Genomic DNA, 17,886 nt, shown 5'->3' on the forward strand with positions numbered 1-17,886 from the left:
ATAGTTTGGGGCGGTTGGTATAATGTATTTTGGAATTATAAAGTTGTTGATTTATTTGTACTACATGCCGCTTACGGAATTACTGCAGTTAAATTTCTGGAAAGCGCATGCCCAGAATGTTTGTTGTTTGTTTTAGTGAGGAGCGCCGTCTGTTTTGCAGGCGGCGCTCCTTTATTTTATTGCAGCATCTTCAGAAACTCGTCTTCCGTGAGAATGGTGATACCTAATTTGGTAGCTTTTTCGAGTTTGGCAGGCCCCATTTTTTCGCCGGCAACCAGGTAGTTGAGTTTAGCCGAGATAGAGCTTACAATTTTGCCGCCGTGGCTAACTATAAGCTGCTGCAGTTCGGCGCGGCTCATGGTCGAGAATACTCCTGAGATTACAAAGGTTTTACCTTCCAGCTTATCGCTCTGCATTTCGGGCGCCACTTTTTCGGACTTAAACTGCAGCCCCGCAGCCTGTAATCTTTCCAGCAGCACTGTATGTTCCGGGTCGGCAAAATATTCCTGAATAGAGCTGGCAATGCGCTCGCCAATTTCATTTACCGAGATAAGCTCCTCAAAGGTGGCACCGCGCAGGGCTGCCAGATCCGTAAAATGGTCGGCCAGCTTTTTGGCGACCGTGCTGCCCACAAAACGTATTCCTAAGGCAAAAAGCACCCGCTCAAACGGCGTCTCCTTCGACTTGGCCAGGCTGTTTAGTATGTTGGTAGCCGATTTTTCGCCCATGCGTTCCAGACCGGCTAACTGCTCCAGAGTCAGGTCGTACAGGTCGGCTACGTTGCGCACATAACCGGCTTTGTATAGTTGCTCCAGCGTTTTGGGTCCCAGCTCATCCACGTTCATGGCTTTGCGGGTGATAAAATGCTCCAGCTTGGCCAGTATCTGCGGCTCACAGCCTTTCTCGTTGGGGCAATAAAACTGTGCTTCGCCTTCCACGCGTACCAGCGGCGTACCGCAGGCAGGGCAGTGGGTCGGGTAAATAATGGGCTGGCTGTCGGCAGGGCGTTTCTCAAAATCAACTCCTGTAATTTTAGGAATGATCTCGCCGCCTTTCTCTACAAATACCGTATCGCCCAGGCGCAGGTCCAGTCGCTGTATCTCGTTGGCGTTGTGTACCGATGCGCGTTTTACCACTGTTCCGGCCAGTAGTACCGGGTTAAGCAAAGCCACCGGCGTTACCGCTCCGGTGCGGCCTACCTGGTACTGTATGCCCTGTAGTTTGGTGGTAGCGCTCATTGCCGGGTACTTATATGCTATTGCCCAGCGCGGGCTTTTGGCCGTAAATCCCAGTTCTTCCTGCAACGCATAACTGTTCACTTTCACCACCACACCGTCGGTGGCTATAGGCAGTTCGTCGCGCCGGGTTTCCCATTCGTTGATGTACTCCAGTACCTTGTCTATAGAGCTGCATTTGCGCCAGGTATCCGATACTTTAAAACCCCATTTCTGTATGGCTTCCAGGCTCTCGGAGTGAGAGTCGAACGGTAATGGCGAACTATGGAAACTATAGGAGAAGCAGCCCAGTTTGCGGCTGGCCACAATGCTGGAGTCCTGCTGTTTTAAAGTACCTGATGCGGCATTTCTAGGGTTGGCCAGTAGCTGTTCGCCGGCTTCTTCGCGCTCCTGGTTCAGCTGCTCAAATACCTGAAACGGTAAAAATACTTCGCCACGCACTTCAAACAGTTCCGGAAACCCTTGCCCGTGTGCCTGCAACGGAATATCGCGGATGGTGCGCACGTTGCCAGTAATGTCATCGCCGCGGGTACCATCGCCGCGGGTAGCGCCCTGCACCAGTATGCCATTTTCGTAAGTCAGGCTGATGGCCACACCGTCAAATTTCTGCTCGCACACATATTCCACTTCGTGTCCGATGGCTTTGCGCACACGGTTATCAAATTCACGCAGGTCGGCTTCGGAGTACGTATTGCTCAGCGAGAGCATCGGGTAACGGTGGTATACCGTTTTAAAGCTTTTGGTGATGGTGCCGCCTACCCGTTGCGTAGGGGAGTTGGGCAGGCGCAGTTCCGGGTGTTGTTCTTCCAGTTCCTGCAGGCGTTTCAGCATCATGTCAAACTCAAAGTCTGATACTTCTGAAACGCTGTTCTGGTAATATTGGTAGTTCAGGTAATTCAGGCGGTCGGTGAGTTGCTTTACTTCGGCGGCTATCTCGTGCGGTGCTGTCATAGGTCAGGTTTATACTTCCCGTAAAAATATCTAAAACCGCAGTAGCGCGCAAAGGGATTTGTGATTGGTTTGAATGATAGGTTCGTGTTTTAGGGTTGGCTATAGTTGCAGTTGTAATTAGACGATATATAACGCTTTTGTCATTTTGAGTATCGTTTCAAGTCATAGTTGTCATCCCGAGCATAGTTGAGGGTCTTATGTATCTTATAGTTTCCATTATTGTCATTTCGAACAGAGTGAGAAATCTATCTCAGACTATAGTTGCTTCTTTGTCATCCTGAACGAATACTGTCATGTCGAGCGAAGCCGAGACATCTTATATGACCTATAGTTCGATAAGCTATCCTGCTATAGTTTCCTTTGCCTACTGCTGGAACCAAGCCATAGTTCTATAGCTGCTTCTAATCCTGGGAGCTCTAATAGCCTACTGTTTTATAGTTAGCTTGGCTCCCTCCCGGGCCGGGAAGCCCCGTCTTCGGGCATCGCGCTGCTGCCTTCTTGCTATCCTCGTGCCTCGGATTGCCTGACGGCACCGCAACAAGTCAAAGGCGCTCAACCCAAAGACTGTAATCACATTCGATAGCTTCTGTCTTAGCTATAGTCTCAGTGCTTGTGCTTGGTTGTAGCAGATCGGCTACTTTCTCGTGGTTGTAATTCCGTAGGGCCAGGTAAACCTGTCCTGTTCACAGGCTGTAACTATAGAACTATAGTTTGTGAAATGGAAGAGGCAAAGTTCCTCTCCTTGGATAAGGAGGGGCAGGGGTGGTTGGACCAACCGTAACTATAAAACTATAACTGCTCAACTATAGCAAGGGCAGAAATTCCCCTCTTGAGAGGGGTAGGGGTGTGTTTTCTAACGCCTGAACTATAGCCAAAACTCCAATTCTACAAACCTATTAATCCTGATTCTTACACCTTATAAAAAGAAAAAGCTGGTAACGTTCAATTTCCAGCCTTCTGTAACATGTAATCATATGAGAACTATAGTTGTAACTATAGCAACAATGCTTTCTCCCTATTTGATTTTTACGCCGTCAGCTACGAAGCGCAGTTCTACTTTAGGCTCGGTGATGGCGGCAATTTCTGCTGCTGATCTGCCGGCGTCTTCGGCGTAGTGGCGCTGGTCGTCTACAGATATTTCTTCGCGTTTAGCTGTTCCGGTAAATACCACGCTTTTGCCTTTCAGATCTTCCACCGGTAAAAAGAATCCATAGTCCCGGAAAGTTACTTTCATAGAGCTGTTATCTGCCAGTTTCACATCCATCCAGCAGCCCTTGGACTGGCAGCTTTCTATTATCTCCCCGGTCACGGTGGCCTGCACCGAATCCGTTTTGGCTACCGCATCCTGCAGTTCGGTTACGGATAGGATGTTCTCTTCTTTAAAATCAGAGCCGTAAAGGCTGGCCTCTGTAGTGGAGGTGGCCTCCTGTTGTACTGTGGCAGATTCTTCTTTTGTCTGGCTGCAACCTGTAAGCAGTATACCGCAAAGCAACAGGGCCGGAATAAAGCGTTTGATCATGGTTTGTTCGTGTTGGTGTGATGTAAATATAGCAAATTCTATGAGGAATGCTATAGTTACAAAACCGGCATTAAAGTGGCGCTTATAGTTGGCTCAGGGTTGGTCTAACCAACGGGCATTGTTTATGTTGATGAGCAGGCGACCTGTTAACACCGGCAGGTAGCGGGCCGGTATGCTTGCCTCAAAGTTATCCAGCATCAGGTCGAAACTGGTACCGAAGCTGATGGTATTCTTGTCGGGAGCAAAATGTACCGGTATTTTTTTCTCGTTGGTATTGCCCTGCAACGTAATGGTGGTCCGCTGATTTTGCTGCGAAGAGCCAGTGCGGTCGCTGTTCATAAGTTCATTGGGCACGTCTATCAGGAAAGCCAGTTCCGGAAACCGGGCTCCGTACAGCACGTCATAGGCCATGTTCGCAGGGATGGTGTCGCTGGTAGGGTAAAGGGAGTTGATGAGCACGCTACACTCCAGCTGCTCGCGGGTTCGGTTATAGCGCACCAGCAGTTCGTCGGATTTAAACTCGTAGCGTCCGCGCGGGCTCTCCAGTACAATGGTTATCGTGTTTTTTCCGGTAAATGGGCGTGGTGTCTGGGCGCTGGCATTCAATTGACAAAGTAGCAGCAGAAAAACGCAGAGACCGACTATTCTGAATAAAAATGTGACATGCATAAGCTTTCGTTTACTTACCCTTATAACGCAAGCCGGCTACGGATGGTAACACCTATTGCCTTTAATTATCAGGCACCTGCAAAAAGTATCTTTATCTGTGGTAGGCAAAACAAACCTGCATACGTATAGGTATATACAGAAAGTGAAACTGCTGGCAGATAAAGCCGGAAAAACAGGCCTCTGACGCATACATCAGATGAATTCAGATAAGAAAAATAAGGTAGGACAAAAGCAGTTGTCTGCTTTCCGACAGATCGAGCGTATGCACCCGATCCGGATGCTGCTTTACTTGAGCATGGTGGGCATTGGCGTACTGTTTCTAATCCTGCTGATCGCGTTTGTGCGTACCGGTGGCTTTGGCAGCGGGCTGGTGCAGTTCCCGAAATTCTTCAGTGTCAGTACGGTGATGCTGCTCATCAGTAGCTATACCATCAGCCGGGTGCCGGGCATCTATAAAAAAGACAAGCTGAAGAAAATGGTCCGTTACCTTGGCTTTACCCTTGTGCTTGGACTGCTGTTTGTGGGGGCACAACTCTTAGGCTGGCGCGAGATGGAAGCGGCTGGCATAACCTTTAGCGGAAGGGCATCGGGCACTTATCTTTACCTGATCTCGGCGCTGCATATCCTGCACCTGGTGGGCGGGCTTATTTTCCTGGCATTTCTGTTCTTTAAAACAGCACACATGGCCACCGACAGCGTGCGCAGCCTCATCTACATCCGCGACCCATACCGCCAACTACAGCTAACTATGATCTGCAGCTACTGGCACTTCCTCGATTTTGTATGGCTGGCGCTGTACCTGGTATTCCTGTTCATGTTCTAAGTCATCAGCGTACCAGCGTTAAGCTTCCTTTGTATTGGGTGTTGCCAAAATCTATCACATAAAAGTAAACACCGGCATTGGCTCCTGCCCCGTCCCATTTAAAGGTATTCTGGTTACTGAAATACACTTCCTGACCCCAGCGGTTAAATATTTTTATGCTTGCAAAGCGGGCTGAACAGAAGTCGGAAGGTAGGTCGGGTATCTGGAAATAATCATTCAGTCCATCGTTGTTCGGGGTAAAGATGTTGGCCGGTATAAAGTCCTGCAGCAGCGGTACGCGTACCTTAAACTCCATAGTTAAAACCGGTGCCGGAGCCGGGTTGCATGCCTCTTCTGTCAGTATAAAGTTAACACGCAGCACGTTTCGGTCGGCCATGGGGCAGGTAGCTGTCAGTTTAAAGGTGCCGGTTGCCTTGCCGTTGCCGGGAGTGGCGGTAAATTCCATGCCGTAATCCTGCAAATCAAAGCCGTCTCCGGCTGCCTGCAGCAGCAGCGGGTTCAGGTCTACATCATCGCCGGTAAAGTTTACTTCAAAAGGTTCGTTCAGTTCCAGTTCGTATAAGGTAGCGGCTTTATCTGCCGTAAGCGTTGGGGCATTGTTTGGTGCTGAGATCCTGAATTCTATTGTCAGGGTCTGGTCAGGCGATGGGTTGCAGGTACTCTCTTTAAGCGTGAAAGTGACTTTGCGGACCGTCTCGTTCTGGTTGGAACAAAAGGGTGTCCAGCGCAGCTTGCCGGTGGCCGAGCCATTCCCGTTGGTACTGGTGAACTGCATGCCGGTTGCTGTCAAGTCAAAATCGGTGCCGGCTGCCGTAAGCGCAAGTGCGTGCCCGTCAATATCCTTGCCCAGCACATCCATTTCAAATTCCTGGCCTGCCTGCAGCATAATTATTCTGTCAGCCGGGGTTGCAGCTATAGTTGGAACATGGTTCACGTTCGCCGGCCTGACCTCTATTGCTTCGGTGCGTGTTATGTTTGTGCCGCAAAAGACGGAGGTAACTGTAAATTCTATAGTATACGACTCGGCAGATAGTGCTTTGCAATCGATGGGCCAGCTAAAGGCGGACTGCACAGTGCCGGTACCGGAACCTCCTGTAAAACTAATGTTCTGCGATGCCAGATCGAACCCGACACCCCGCGCGCTTACCGATACCACCTGACCGTCCGCATCGGCACCGAGTACATCAAAGTTCAGTACGTCGCCAAGGGCCACGTTAAATTTGCGGAGCGGTGTGCTGAGCGCTATAGTTGGCAGCGCATCGGGTATAGGCTCGGCTATAAAACTCAGCCGGACGGTGTCCTGCCGGGGCAGGCTGCAGCCATCATCCTGTACTACCAGGTCCAGTTTATAGATGGAGCCGTTTGTGGTAAAGCATTCATCAAAACAAATGGTGGCTTTCAAGGTATCGGAAGCAGTAGTGCTGCGGTTAATGATGCCTTGCTGCTGGCCCGAGAAAGTAAAAGCGTTGGCTGGAAAATTAACCGGGATTACCTTTAATGCCACAAATTCATTTCGGTCGGGGTCGGTAAAGAAAACATCAAGGCAACGGCTGCCGGTCGGGTTTATCCGGAGCACTTCATTTTCCTGGTAGGTAGCTTTTTTACCTTTTTCGCGTACCAGCACACCCGGCGAGGCATTGGTAGGGCAGTCCAGTACCATTACCTGAAAATCGCGGCGCACTTCGCCAATCTTTTTCCCCATCCGGAATTCCTGCACACGCACGCCAAACACAAAAAGGCCCTTCTTTTCAGGGCGCATGGTCAGGCGGCCGGTTACCGCATCTATCTGCATGGGTGGGTTGCCGCGTATCTGGTTCTGAGTGTTATAGCCGGGCTGCCAGCGCACAAGCGGGTAGGGGGCCGGGCGCGGCTGCACCTGTTCGTAGCCTAGTACGCCATAGGCAGGCATGGCCGGAGTTGTGAATCCGTTCAGGGGAGTTACCATGTCATAAACCAGCGAATCACCGTCGGCATCTGTTCCACTGAAATCAAAGTAAAAGAGCTCGTTTACACAGGCATAATCGCTGAGTGGAGGAAATAATCTGGGAGATGAATTACGGAATTCCGCATTGTTCTGGCGCACCGCCGGGAACTCCATGTAAAAGGTCTGGGCAGCGGCATCCGGCGACTGAATATTGTTGATCGTATAGTTGCGGCAACAACGCTCCCAGGTAACATAGTAGCCGTCGGGGTTATTGAATATTTCTGGCTCCAGTGTGATGGGTACATTGTATACAATTTTGCTGGTGCGCAGCTGGCTGACGGTACATTCTATGTTGGTATAAGGCACCGGCACCCGCGACTGGGCCGACATAGCCCGGCTCATGATCCAGCGGTTAGTGCCCTTCTCAAAAATGTTTACGGTGATGCTCTGGTCAAAAGCTCCCGGGTTCCCGTTCACATCGTCGAAGTACAGGTTCAGGTATAGCTGGTAATTGTTGGCCCGCACATACCGCAGCTCAAACTCGCCGCCTACAATGTGTGTGGCCTGCGCTATAGTTGCGCTGAGCATTACCAGAATAAGTATTAGTAAACGGTGTTTCATGCACAGGCAATTGAAGTGGCGCAACTATAAGTATCCGGATATGCTATCGCAGAAAGCGAGTAAAGTACTAAAAACTATGTGTATTCTGCAATAGTTGTGATGGATATTCTAAGTACGAAAATCCTATAGTTCAGTTGGTTGCAGCAGGCGGGAAATCAGTTCGGAGAATGGAAGCGGCGTGCTGAAGTGCGCGACAGTAATGCTGTTGCAGATGATGCGGATAAACGAAGGCTGCCCGTTTACGCGGGTATAGTTAATGGTAATGTTGCCGTATAGCTGGTTGCAAACGTTGCTGCCAGGCAAGCTTTGCGGCAAGGGAATCAGATAGTAGGTCTCGATGCGCTGTTTTTTGTCATGCTCTGATATCGTGCGCACATCCGAGCTGCGCAGCCGGTAGCCCAATTCTTCTACTTTCGTTTTCAGGTAATCCACTAAAAAAGAAAAAGAGGCGGGGCCCACCTCCGGGCTATAGAAAAGCACTATACCTTCACGGCCCGGTTCCTGTATAAGCTGTACTTTTTTTGTACTGGTAAGGCCTGCTTTCTGGTAATGATACGCTTTGCTGAAACTGCTGAGCAAACCATTGGGCAGGCCCTGCTGTACCCAGGCGGCATAGCGTGCCTGGTAGCGCGCCGAACGCCTGAGCCGGCTGCAGGAATCTTTCCTGTAAAACAGCCCCAACAATCGTTTCAGAATTCCGTTTAACGTCATTTAGTAATCTAAAACACTTAAACACGTTATCTCCTGAATAGTTTTGTATCTTACCTATTAACCGGAGATGGTCGCTTACATCTTACCGCACTTACTACCCTGGTTTGCAGGCAGGCAAAGGCTTAAACCTGACAGGCAGATGAGGGACTTAAACTTAGACTTTAAAGAAAATGGTTGCACAGGAATTAGAACTAAAAAAACGGCTGCTGCAGGAATGCACCAAAATGCTGAACACCCAGATCAAAGCTGCAAAAGATGCCATGGACGATGCACAGGAGAGTGCCAACGAGCACCAGGGCGCAATAGAGGACAAATTTGAGTCGTTCAGAGAAGCCTGCCAGATACAACGTGATATGTTTGCCCGCCAGCTGGATGAACTGATTACGACTATGGGCGTACTGAAACGCATTAACGCCACCCGCGAGAACAAGGAAGTAGCATTTGGGGCCGTGGTACATACCAGCCTGCAAAATTATTTTATAGGTGTAAGCCTGGGGCAGATCGAAGTGGATGGCGAAACCTATTTTGCTATCTCGGGCATGTCGCCGGTGTTTAAAGCAATGGCCGGTAAAACTGCCGGCGACAGCTTCGAATTCAGGGGGCAGGAATATAAAATTGAACAGGTTTTTTAAAGCACTGCACAACCTTTTGCCGCTTTCTGAAGTTAAAAGTGTGGTAAAGGGTTAAAAAAAAACGGCTGGCATCTGATGCCAGCCGTTTTTTTTTGCGTAGTGTGTTACTTAACGCGGGTCCAGTTCTGGGTTCTGCCGATCAGCGATATACCGATGTAGCCCTTCACTTCCATTTTGTCCTTGCCGGTCATCTTCATGTAGCAGGAATAGGTTTTGCCGCTTTCCGGATCGTAAATAGTGCCATCATCCCACTTGTTGTCGCCTTCGTACTCAAACCCCTTCATAAAATCCAGGCCAAGCAGCGGGCGGGTACGGAGTTTTTTGTCCGGGTTATTTTCATCCAGCTTTGGTTTTCCGTTTCTTAGCGGCTCTTTCAGGGTAATAATCTTACCGCAAAGCTTATCGCCACACTTGTAAATTTCGAAGCGGGCTTTACCTTCTTCGTTTGTCCAGACGCCAATCGGCGACAGGGATTGTGCCCATGCGTAGGTGCTTAGCAGCATGAGTACGGCCAGAGCGAGCAGGTTCTTTTTCATGATCGGTTAGTTGTTTGTTAGATACTGATACTAAAAATAATAAAAAACTTTTGATTTAAAACACATAGCTGCAATGCAACTTATAGTTGGCTTTACTCAAATGCTGTGCCTGTTATGCTGCTACCGGCACCTACTATAAAAGAATACCAAACTATAGTTTGTTGTGTATCAGTGTATTGTAGGTGGTAAGTGCGGTTTATAGTTGTTTTAGGCGGTTTTGCTGCCTTTCCGGACAGATAAAACAGTTTGGCAGAATTAAAAAAATAATAAAAACCTTGTGAACTTAATGCCGTTATTTTACCTTTAATAAGAAGTAAATGTAGCGAGTGCTACGGCTCTGGTCTGACCACCTTATTCAACATCTGGTCGAAGGTTCAGGGTTTATGTCGGACTATAGAGAAAGGAGGTACAAATGTCTAATCCCAAACAAGTTTTAACGAGCCTAAGTAATTGCATTCACCTAAACAGTGAGTCGGCTTCGTAAACGGGATTTTTGCTGTTTGCACAGCTTAATATTACTCAAGGTCTTCGGATGGTAACCTGAACAACAGGAAGCCGCTTGTTAAGACTTTTTAGGATTCTGAAACACCTGGTGTAACTTGACGGGCTACATCAGGTGTTTTGCTTTTCAGCCGGCTATAGTTACAGATCATCTTTGTAAATCGTGTTGTTGCGCGTCCTGCGCTCCCGCAGAAAGTTGCCTATAAAAACCGCTACCGCTACTATACAACTCAGCCCCATCAGCAGTAACAGCAAATAGCGCGTATCCCAGCGCTCGCCGCCGGCATTTAACCTGAAAATTACAACTATAGCTGCCAGCAGCGTTAGCGCCGTAACCGTATGGGTAACAAACTGGTTGTGTTTGCGCAAATGGTAAGTACAGGCCAGCAGCATAAGGCCAAGCCCGGGAGCTACCAGGGCTACCGGAGGCTGTTGCGGGTGTATAAAGTAAACCGTAAGCCCGGCAACTATAAGTATTAGCGCATTTACAGAATTGATGACGTAGGAGTGCATAGCCGCAGTTTTGCTGGTATAATGCTATGTACGCGAAAAATCCTTAATGTTTTATGGTTGGCCTACAGGCTATAGTACCCGGCGCACTTCCAGAAAGCGGATATCATATCTTGTACCCTGCACTTTGCTGATCTTTACGCCGCCATTAGAGGAAGCATGTACAAACGAAATGGTATCGCCGGGCTCAGAGATAACAATGCCCACATGCCCGGGCGTGCGGTCTGTCTCATCCGTACCGGTAAAAATAACAAGGTCGCCCGGAGCGGCTTCGTCTTTGGCAACAGCTATGCCTTCACTTGCCTGTAACGATGAGGAATGGGGAATATCCATGGCAAATCTATCGAACACGTGCGTTACAAACCCGGAGCAGTCGAACCCGGCAGGTGTAATTCCGGCATATTGGTAGGGGGAACCTATCAGGCTGTTGGCATACTGCAGAATTTCCGCAGCTTCTGCTGTGCTATAGTTGCCTGGTTGTCCTTTGGCTGGTATCGCTACCCATTTGTCATCAGCGTGCTGTACCTTTTCGGACTTTTCTGCTACTGCTATAACATTGGTTGTCGGGTGTGCCACATTTGGTGTGTAAAGTTTATAACCTGTAGCCAGTAACACAACTAACACTAATACCGGGGAAATGAATAAAATCAGGTTTCTTTTCATAGTTAACATAGTTTGCGTATCCTGTTGGTTGCCAATATCATGCCATTCACTTTAGCGTAGCACTTCGTTAGCTACCTTGTTGCCTTTACCTTCCTAAAACCAGCCTTCACCCTATCAATTCGGGTATTTACCACCTTTCAGGCCTTATAGTGAACAAATGTGGCTACATTATTACTTAAATAGGAATAAATATTTATAAATTTGAAATATACTTTTAGTAGTAACATCAAAATGAAGCTTTATCGTTCATCGTCTGTTGAGGTAACCCTGCCTGAGAGCGGTGAGTGGGTTCGTATGGAGTGCTTGTCTGAACCTGAATTTGAAGCTTTTAAGACTGGCCTGTTACAGGCCCTTGCCTATGTAAAAAAACATCCGGTAAACACATGGCTGCTGGACTTCAGAGCTCTGGATGCGTTGGGTGAAAGAGAGGAGACCTGGCTGCAGGTGCAGTTCTTTCCGCAACTGATGATGCTGGGGCACGAGCATTACATTGCAGTTATCGTATCAGAAGAATGTTACCACCGCATGCTGGAAGAAGTAGGAGACTATGGCCTGAAAAGCTATAATTCCTTCATCATTATTAATACCTTCTGTCAACTGCCGGAGGCCGAAGACTGGCTGCGTAACCAGCGCCTGAGCAAGGCAGGATAGGAGGCCAGGGATTTAGATTTTGAAAAAAAGCATAATTGTTGTAACATGCTTGTTAAACAAAATCTAAACCTAACACATGCTTTCAAAACACCATCTACAAAAAACCTTACTATTCTTTCTATTTTTTGTGCTGGCAGGTATAGCGCCGGCAATGGCGGCAGAACTTAAGTATAAACTTGAGATGCCGGAACCTCACACCCATTATTTTGAAGTGAGCGCTACCTTAGAGGGTGCCCGTAAAAAGTACATCGATTTTACCATGCCTGTGTGGGCACCGGGCTCATACTTGGTGCGGGAGTTTGCCAAAAATGTGGAAGGCTTTAACGCTACTGACGGTGCTGGTAAAGCACTGCGCTCTGAGAAGATCGATAAAAACACCTGGCGGGTGTATAGCAACAGGGCTTCAGAAGTAACAGTAAACTATAAGGTATACGCCTACGAACTGAGTGTGCGTACCAGCTATCTGGATGCAACACACGGCTATGTAAACGGTACCAGTATGTTTATGTACCCGGAGGGCTATGAAAAACAAGCCGGTACCCTGACAGTGGTGCCACATAAGAGCTTTGGCAAGGTAGCAACAGGCCTTAAGCAGGTGAGCAAGTTTACCTACACTTTCCCGAACTACGACGTACTGGCTGATTCGCCGCTGGAAATTGGTAACCACGAAGTATATACGTTTGAAGTAAATGGCGTGCCGCACGAAGTAGCTATGTACGGCGACGGCAACTATGAGCCGGAACGCCTGATGAAAGACATGAAGCGTGTAGTAGAAGAGAGCGTAGCCATTATGGGCGAACTACCGATAGACCGTTATGTATTCATAGTTCATAACCTGCAGCGCGGCGGGGGCGGCCTGGAGCACCTTAACTCAACCACCCTACAGACGAGCCGTTTTAACTATGGCACCGAAAGTGGTTATACTGGTTTCCTGAGCCTGGTAGCCCATGAGTATTTCCATTTATGGAATGTAAAGCGCCTGCGTCCTGCCCCACTTGGTCCATTTAATTACAACGAAGAGAACTATACCCGACTGCTTTGGGTATCGGAGGGTATTACCAGCTATTACGATGACCTGATCGTGCGCAGGGCTGGCCTGATGCCGGAGCAACGCTACCTGGATGTGGTGGCCGGAAGCATCAGCAACGTGGAGAACACACCGGGCAACAAAGTACAGTCTGTGAGCGAATCCAGCTTCGATGCCTGGATAAAATACTACCGCCAGAACGAGAACTCCAACAACGCGGAAGTATCTTACTACACCAAAGGCGGTGTACTTGGCCAGTTGCTGAACATGGAGATCATGAAAAGCACGAACGGTGCCAAGAGCCTGGACGATGTGATGCGCAGCATGTACAACCGCTACTATAAGCAGCTGGACAGGGGCTTTACGGAGAAAGAGTTTCAGGCAGCCATTGAGCAGGCCGCAGGCCACAGCATGGATGCTTTTTTCAGAGACTATGTACATGGCACCAGCACCCCGGACTATAACAAGTACTTTAATGCTGCCGGGCTCCGCCTGGTTAACCTGAACGAACAGAACGTGAGCGGAAGCTGGGGGGCAACCACATCCTTTAACGACGGACGCCTGACCATAACAGGGGTAACCCGTGGCAGCAGCGCCTACGAAGCCGGCCTGAACGTAAAAGATGAAGTTATAGCTATAAACGGCTACCGTGTGGGCAACGACATCGATCGCTATGTAGGCGGTGTGCAGCCCGGTGATGAACTTGAGGTGCTGATCTCCCGTGATGGTATTTTACAGATAGTACCTGTAAAAGTGCTGAAGGATACACGCGTTCGGTATAAATTCGAAAAAATAGAAAAGCCTACAAGTGCTCAGCTTGAAATCTACAATAAGTGGTTAGGTATTAAAGGAGCTTAAACACCCGATTATACTATAATGCTGAAAGGAGAAGCATAGACTTTACTGGCCGTGCTTCTCCTTTTTTATTTTCACTATTTCTGAACGTAAAGTAAACCGACAACTCAATTAGTGTTCTACTTGAACTGGTAAGGAATGCGGCATAACATGCAGAGAAGGTATGCTGTAGCAATTAATTAAACGCTAAATACCATCCTACCTTATCCATTTATGCTTTTGTGAAATTTAATCGGGATTTTATTAAAATCTAATTTTGAATTTATTGCCGATTCAGAATATATAGCACGTTCTATTCTTTATCAAATACAATTTATATTTTTGTTATTGGTTTTAAATTGTATATATTTCGTGCAAATTCTGAAAATTACGCGCACATAGGCATGGTAGTTCATTCTACAGCTTGTTCTGAAATTGTATACAACTCCGAATTGGAGATATTACAGGTGATCTGGAAAAACAGACCAACAGATGCTGTTTTTGTTGAGACTTACCTGCAGGGCCTGGCTTTTGTGCAGGAACAGGTAAAGGTAAAACTATACTGTACCGACCTAACACTTTCCGGCCCGCTGGAGCGTGAGCAGGAGGCGTGGCTGAACAACCATTACTACAGCAAGGTACACGATACCATTCAGGAAGATTTTTTTGTAGCCGTAGTTTTCTCCGAAGATCATTTTAAAGCGATAGTTACCAACTATACCGCTACCGAACCTGCCGAGCACAGCTTTATCCACTTCAACTATTTTACCGATAGGGCAGAGGCTATTCTGTGGCTGGAGAGTGAAAAAAAAGGCCGGGATGCTATTATGTTCCCGACCATTTCTCAGCTTTAGGCTTTTGTTCCCGCTATAGTTTACGGGAAAATTCCGAGGGCTTCGTAACTTACCCCTATCTTTTCAATAGCTGTCAGGAAAGCAGCTGTCCGCATATCACTGATTCCTTTCTGGTGCATGATTTCCCGTATCTCGTGGTAGGCATTTATCATGGTATCCTCGAGGCCCGACCGAACAAGGCTTACTTCATCCGCTCCCTGCGTAAGCATGGCCTTCTCCTGTGCCGACAGGCTTTTGCCGGATGATGATTCGATGGCGTTGACCAGCCTTCTGTAGCTCGCTTCCTCTGCACGCTTGCCCATCCGCCCGAAACGCACATTCGACAGGTTTTTCAGCCATTCAAAGTAAGATACCGTTACACCTCCTGCATTCAGGTACAGATCCGGAATAACCACAATACCATTTGCCAGTAAAATCTCTTCTGCTCCTTTGGTTACCGGTCCGTTGGCACCTTCCGCTACGATCTTGGCTTTTATCCTGCCAGCATTCTCCTGGTTAATCTGATTTTCAAGAGCCGCCGGTATCAGGATATCGCATTCTGTTTCCAGCAGTTCGGCGGAGTTTTCTATGTTGCGGCAATTCTTATAGTTCAGAATAGAGCCTGTTTCGCTGCGGTGCTTAAATGCGTCCTCCACATCAATGCCATCCGCATTGTAAATGCCACCTTCGCGTTCAGCTATACCTATAATTACCGCGCCGTCCTGCTGGCAGAAATAAGCCGCATTGTACCCCACATTCCCAAGACCCTGGACGATGATCCGTTTGCCTTGCATGGTATTACCGCTCAGATTCTTGCCTTTCAACAGTTCACTATCGGCAAGGGCCTCTCTGATTCCAAAATAAACGCCAAGCCCTGTTGCCTCGGCTCGGCCGCGAATGCCACCCTGGCCCACAGGCTTACCCGTTACGCAGCCCAGCGCATTGGTTTCACCGTACTTCAGTGCCTGGTAGGTATCTGCTATCCAGGCCATCTCACGGCTGCCGGTGCCATAGTCCGGAGCCGGTACATCCATGCCAGGACCGATCAGATTCTTTTTAATGAGCTCGGCTGCATAGCGGCGGGTTACTTTCTCGAGGGTCTTTACAGAACTGGTGCGTGGGTTAATTTTAACGCCTCCTTTTGCGCCACCAAAGGGCACATCCACTACAGCGCATTTAAAGGTCATCAGGGTAGCCAAAGCTTTTACTTCATCTTCGTCAACCTGCATACTAAATCGTATACCGCCTTTAGAGGGTAGTTTATGGTGGCTGTGCTGTACACGAATACCCTCTATCACTTCTATCTTTCCGTCTATTTCAACCGGGAAAGACACTTTATATACACTGTTACATACCTTAATCTGAGCAAGTATACCTGAAGAAAGTCCGGAGTAGCGGGCTGCATTGTCGAAATACTGGTGTACACTCTGCAGGAATCTGCTTCCTTCGTTGTGATTATCGGCCATAGCGTTACAATTTAGCTTGTTTAAATAATTGCATTTTAGAACGGGCTAACCAGTTTTTTGTTCTGCTATTGCGGCTACAGCCCAATCTCACTGTCTTTCAGTACAATAAGTAGCCTGTATGTGGCGTTACATAAATGTTGTTTAAACAAGTTTTACAATCAATTTGTATTGATTAGATTTAATTTAATCTTGTTTGTTAACTATTATGGCCGCATCTTTGCAGTAGTAGATTAGCGAACCGCACCAGTATCTCTTTTTAAGTCAGTTTAACGATTAGCCAGGGCATGACAAATACTTTTATAGCACATGGGCTGCAGCAATATGCGGTTACACCGGAGCACGTACAGTTGTCGCAAAATTTAGCTGTGCACTACGACACAGTAGCAGAAGTACTCAATATAAGATGGGAGGGGACAGTAGATACCAGTGAGCTGCGCAACGGTTACACTTACATTCTACGGTTGGTACAGTTCTTTAAGCCCACCCGCTGGGTGCTCGATCTGCAGCACCGGGACACTATAAAAAAGGAGGACCAGAAGTGGGTATTCAAACACATTTTCCCGAGAGCGCTCCGCTTGCTTAACCAGGATGTTTTTGTGGCTGTTATCCTTCCGGTTCATTTTTACGAAAGTCTGATACATGATCTGGACGGCGATGATATGATCTACGGAGATAAAGTGCTGATTTTAGAACATTTTTTATATTACGAAGAATGCCTGCGCTGGCTTAATGAGATGCACTCCGGCAGCGAAACAGCATAAACACAACAAACTATAGCTTATAAAAAAGGAGTCCCGGCTAAACTATAGCCGGGACTCCTTTTTTGCCTTATAGCTAAGCCGTCTATTTTAGTGAACTGATATCAGTTCCACATCAAAGATCAGCGCTGCATTTGGCCCGATCACGTCGCCTGCGCCCTGAGAGCCATACGCCAGGTCAGAAGGAATGTATAATCTCCACTTGGCACCTTCTTTCATCAGTTGCAGTGCTTCTGTCCAGCCAGCAATAACGCCGTTTACCGGGAACGTAGCAGGCTGACCGCGCTCGTAAGAGGAGTCAAAAGTAGTACCATCGATCAGCGTGCCATGGTAGTGCGTTGTTACTTTATCAGAAGCAGATGGTGATTTACCAGATCCTTCTTTCAGCACTTCATATTGCAGGCCACTTGGTAATGTTTTTACACCTTCTTTGTTTTTATTTTCAGCTAAAAACGCTTCGCCGGCCTGCTTGTTCTCTGAGGCAGCAGCGCCTTGTTTTGCGCCCATTTCCTGCTGAAGCTGCATCATGGCTTCCTGTACTTCTGCCTGCGATAACGTTGAAGGCTTACCTTCAATGGCTTCTTTCATGCCTTTTATAAAAGCATCCGGGTTTACATCTATGCCTTGTTTTTTAAGGTTACCCGCCATGTCGCGGCCAATAATGTAGCTGATCTTTTCTTGTAATGTCATGTTTTGTTTCTGTGTGTAAGAAAGTATAAAAGTAGAAGGATTGGAGTTTTAAACCTAATCTGAATATAAACGACAAAAGCGAACCGGGTGGTCCGCTTCCGCTTGTTTAAATTGTAATCTGTTTATAAATACAAGTGAACGTCCTCATCTGATAGATCTATCTGTAAGTCGTGTGGAGTCAGCCAGCCTTTCATCAGAAAGCCGAACGTTGTGCCTATCAGCAACAACGATGATATAGTTGATATGCGCTTCATGGATCTGGAAATGTAAAGGGTTAGTTACCCGTAGTAACGTGTACCGGCAGGTAAGGTTGTCTGTGAAATATAACTAAA

General features: G+C 47.8%; 17 protein-coding genes. 6 read left to right on the forward strand and 11 right to left on the reverse strand.

Going from position 1 to position 17,886, the window contains the following annotated elements; genetic code table 11:
• Nucleotides 1-176: 176 nt before the first annotated feature.
• The 3 genes from ligA to H7F15_RS03305 form a co-directional block, all read right to left on the reverse strand.
• The gene (gene ligA, locus H7F15_RS03295; protein WP_185195538.1) at nt 177-2,186 is read right to left on the reverse strand and encodes an NAD-dependent DNA ligase LigA; all 2,010 of its coding nucleotides are present in this window, start codon (nt 2,184-2,186) and stop codon (nt 177-179) included.
• A gap of 1,015 nt (nt 2,187-3,201) precedes the next feature.
• Nucleotides 3,202-3,705, reverse strand: coding sequence for a DUF4920 domain-containing protein (locus H7F15_RS03300; protein WP_185195539.1), 504 nt, complete (start codon nt 3,703-3,705; stop codon nt 3,202-3,204).
• A gap of 93 nt (nt 3,706-3,798) precedes the next feature.
• Complete coding sequence (locus tag H7F15_RS03305) at nt 3,799-4,374, reverse strand: hypothetical protein (protein ID WP_185195540.1); 576 nt, start codon at nt 4,372-4,374, stop codon at nt 3,799-3,801.
• A 196-nt stretch (nt 4,375-4,570) separates the two neighbouring features.
• On the opposite strand from H7F15_RS03305, the gene H7F15_RS03310 reads away from it, so the two are divergent.
• Nucleotides 4,571-5,197 (forward strand): cytochrome c oxidase subunit 3, encoded by a 627-nt coding sequence (locus H7F15_RS03310; RefSeq protein WP_185195541.1) that lies wholly within the window; start codon nt 4,571-4,573, stop codon nt 5,195-5,197.
• 4 nt (nt 5,198-5,201) lie between these two features.
• Here the strand turns inward: H7F15_RS03310 and H7F15_RS03315 are convergent, their stop codons facing one another.
• Both H7F15_RS03315 and H7F15_RS03320 read right to left on the reverse strand, forming a co-directional pair.
• The gene (locus H7F15_RS03315) at nt 5,202-7,742 is read right to left on the reverse strand and encodes a gliding motility-associated C-terminal domain-containing protein (protein ID WP_185195542.1); all 2,541 of its coding nucleotides are present in this window, start codon (nt 7,740-7,742) and stop codon (nt 5,202-5,204) included.
• Nucleotides 7,743-7,865: 123 nt separating this feature from the next.
• Nucleotides 7,866-8,453 carry a hypothetical protein gene (locus tag H7F15_RS03320; RefSeq protein WP_185195543.1) on the reverse strand — a complete coding sequence of 196 codons (588 nt, stop codon included), beginning with the start codon at nt 8,451-8,453 and terminating at the stop codon, nt 7,866-7,868.
• Between the two features lie 170 nt (nt 8,454-8,623).
• Between H7F15_RS03320 and H7F15_RS03325 the strand changes: the two genes are divergently transcribed.
• On the forward strand, nt 8,624-9,085 hold the full coding sequence (locus H7F15_RS03325; RefSeq protein ID WP_185195544.1) for a hypothetical protein: 462 nt from the start codon (nt 8,624-8,626) through the stop codon (nt 9,083-9,085).
• Between the two features lie 104 nt (nt 9,086-9,189).
• On the opposite strand, the gene H7F15_RS03330 is transcribed toward H7F15_RS03325, so the two are convergent.
• The 3 genes from H7F15_RS03330 to H7F15_RS03340 all read right to left on the reverse strand — a co-directional run bounded on the left by H7F15_RS03330 (nt 9,190) and on the right by H7F15_RS03340 (nt 11,295).
• Nucleotides 9,190-9,621, reverse strand: a complete 432-nt coding sequence (locus H7F15_RS03330) for a DUF2147 domain-containing protein (protein WP_185195545.1) — start codon at nt 9,619-9,621, stop codon at nt 9,190-9,192.
• Between the two features lie 642 nt (nt 9,622-10,263).
• The gene (locus H7F15_RS03335; RefSeq protein ID WP_185195546.1) at nt 10,264-10,635 is read right to left on the reverse strand and encodes a hypothetical protein; all 372 of its coding nucleotides are present in this window, start codon (nt 10,633-10,635) and stop codon (nt 10,264-10,266) included.
• Nucleotides 10,636-10,704: 69 nt separating this feature from the next.
• Nucleotides 10,705-11,295: a C40 family peptidase gene (locus H7F15_RS03340; RefSeq protein WP_185195547.1), complete on the reverse strand. Its 591-nt coding sequence runs from the start codon at nt 11,293-11,295 to the stop codon at nt 10,705-10,707.
• Nucleotides 11,296-11,526: 231 nt separating this feature from the next.
• On the opposite strand from H7F15_RS03340, the gene H7F15_RS03345 reads away from it, so the two are divergent.
• The 3 genes from H7F15_RS03345 to H7F15_RS03355 all read left to right on the forward strand — a co-directional run bounded on the left by H7F15_RS03345 (nt 11,527) and on the right by H7F15_RS03355 (nt 14,661).
• The gene (locus tag H7F15_RS03345) at nt 11,527-11,946 is read left to right on the forward strand and encodes a hypothetical protein (protein WP_185195548.1); all 420 of its coding nucleotides are present in this window, start codon (nt 11,527-11,529) and stop codon (nt 11,944-11,946) included.
• A gap of 151 nt (nt 11,947-12,097) precedes the next feature.
• On the forward strand, nt 12,098-13,831 hold the full coding sequence (locus H7F15_RS03350) for a M61 family metallopeptidase (RefSeq protein ID WP_255481060.1): 1,734 nt from the start codon (nt 12,098-12,100) through the stop codon (nt 13,829-13,831).
• 428 nt (nt 13,832-14,259) lie between these two features.
• Nucleotides 14,260-14,661, forward strand: a complete 402-nt coding sequence (locus H7F15_RS03355) for a hypothetical protein (protein ID WP_185195549.1) — start codon at nt 14,260-14,262, stop codon at nt 14,659-14,661.
• 20 nt (nt 14,662-14,681) lie between these two features.
• On the opposite strand, the gene H7F15_RS03360 is transcribed toward H7F15_RS03355, so the two are convergent.
• Nucleotides 14,682-16,106: a Glu/Leu/Phe/Val dehydrogenase gene (locus tag H7F15_RS03360; RefSeq protein ID WP_185195550.1), complete on the reverse strand. Its 1,425-nt coding sequence runs from the start codon at nt 16,104-16,106 to the stop codon at nt 14,682-14,684.
• A 284-nt stretch (nt 16,107-16,390) separates the two neighbouring features.
• Here H7F15_RS03360 and H7F15_RS03365 point away from each other — a divergent pair, with 284 nt between their 5' ends.
• Nucleotides 16,391-16,867: a hypothetical protein gene (locus H7F15_RS03365; RefSeq protein WP_185195551.1), complete on the forward strand. Its 477-nt coding sequence runs from the start codon at nt 16,391-16,393 to the stop codon at nt 16,865-16,867.
• 87 nt (nt 16,868-16,954) lie between these two features.
• Here the strand turns inward: H7F15_RS03365 and H7F15_RS03370 are convergent, their stop codons facing one another.
• The gene (locus H7F15_RS03370; RefSeq protein WP_185195552.1) at nt 16,955-17,554 is read right to left on the reverse strand and encodes an FKBP-type peptidyl-prolyl cis-trans isomerase; all 600 of its coding nucleotides are present in this window, start codon (nt 17,552-17,554) and stop codon (nt 16,955-16,957) included.
• Between the two features lie 122 nt (nt 17,555-17,676).
• Nucleotides 17,677-17,808, reverse strand: coding sequence for a hypothetical protein (locus H7F15_RS19430; RefSeq protein ID WP_255481061.1), 132 nt, complete (start codon nt 17,806-17,808; stop codon nt 17,677-17,679).
• Between the last annotated feature and the right edge of the window lie 78 nt (nt 17,809-17,886).

Source organism: Pontibacter sp. Tf4 (assembly GCF_014212495.1).
Taxonomy (GTDB): domain Bacteria; phylum Bacteroidota; class Bacteroidia; order Cytophagales; family Hymenobacteraceae; genus Pontibacter.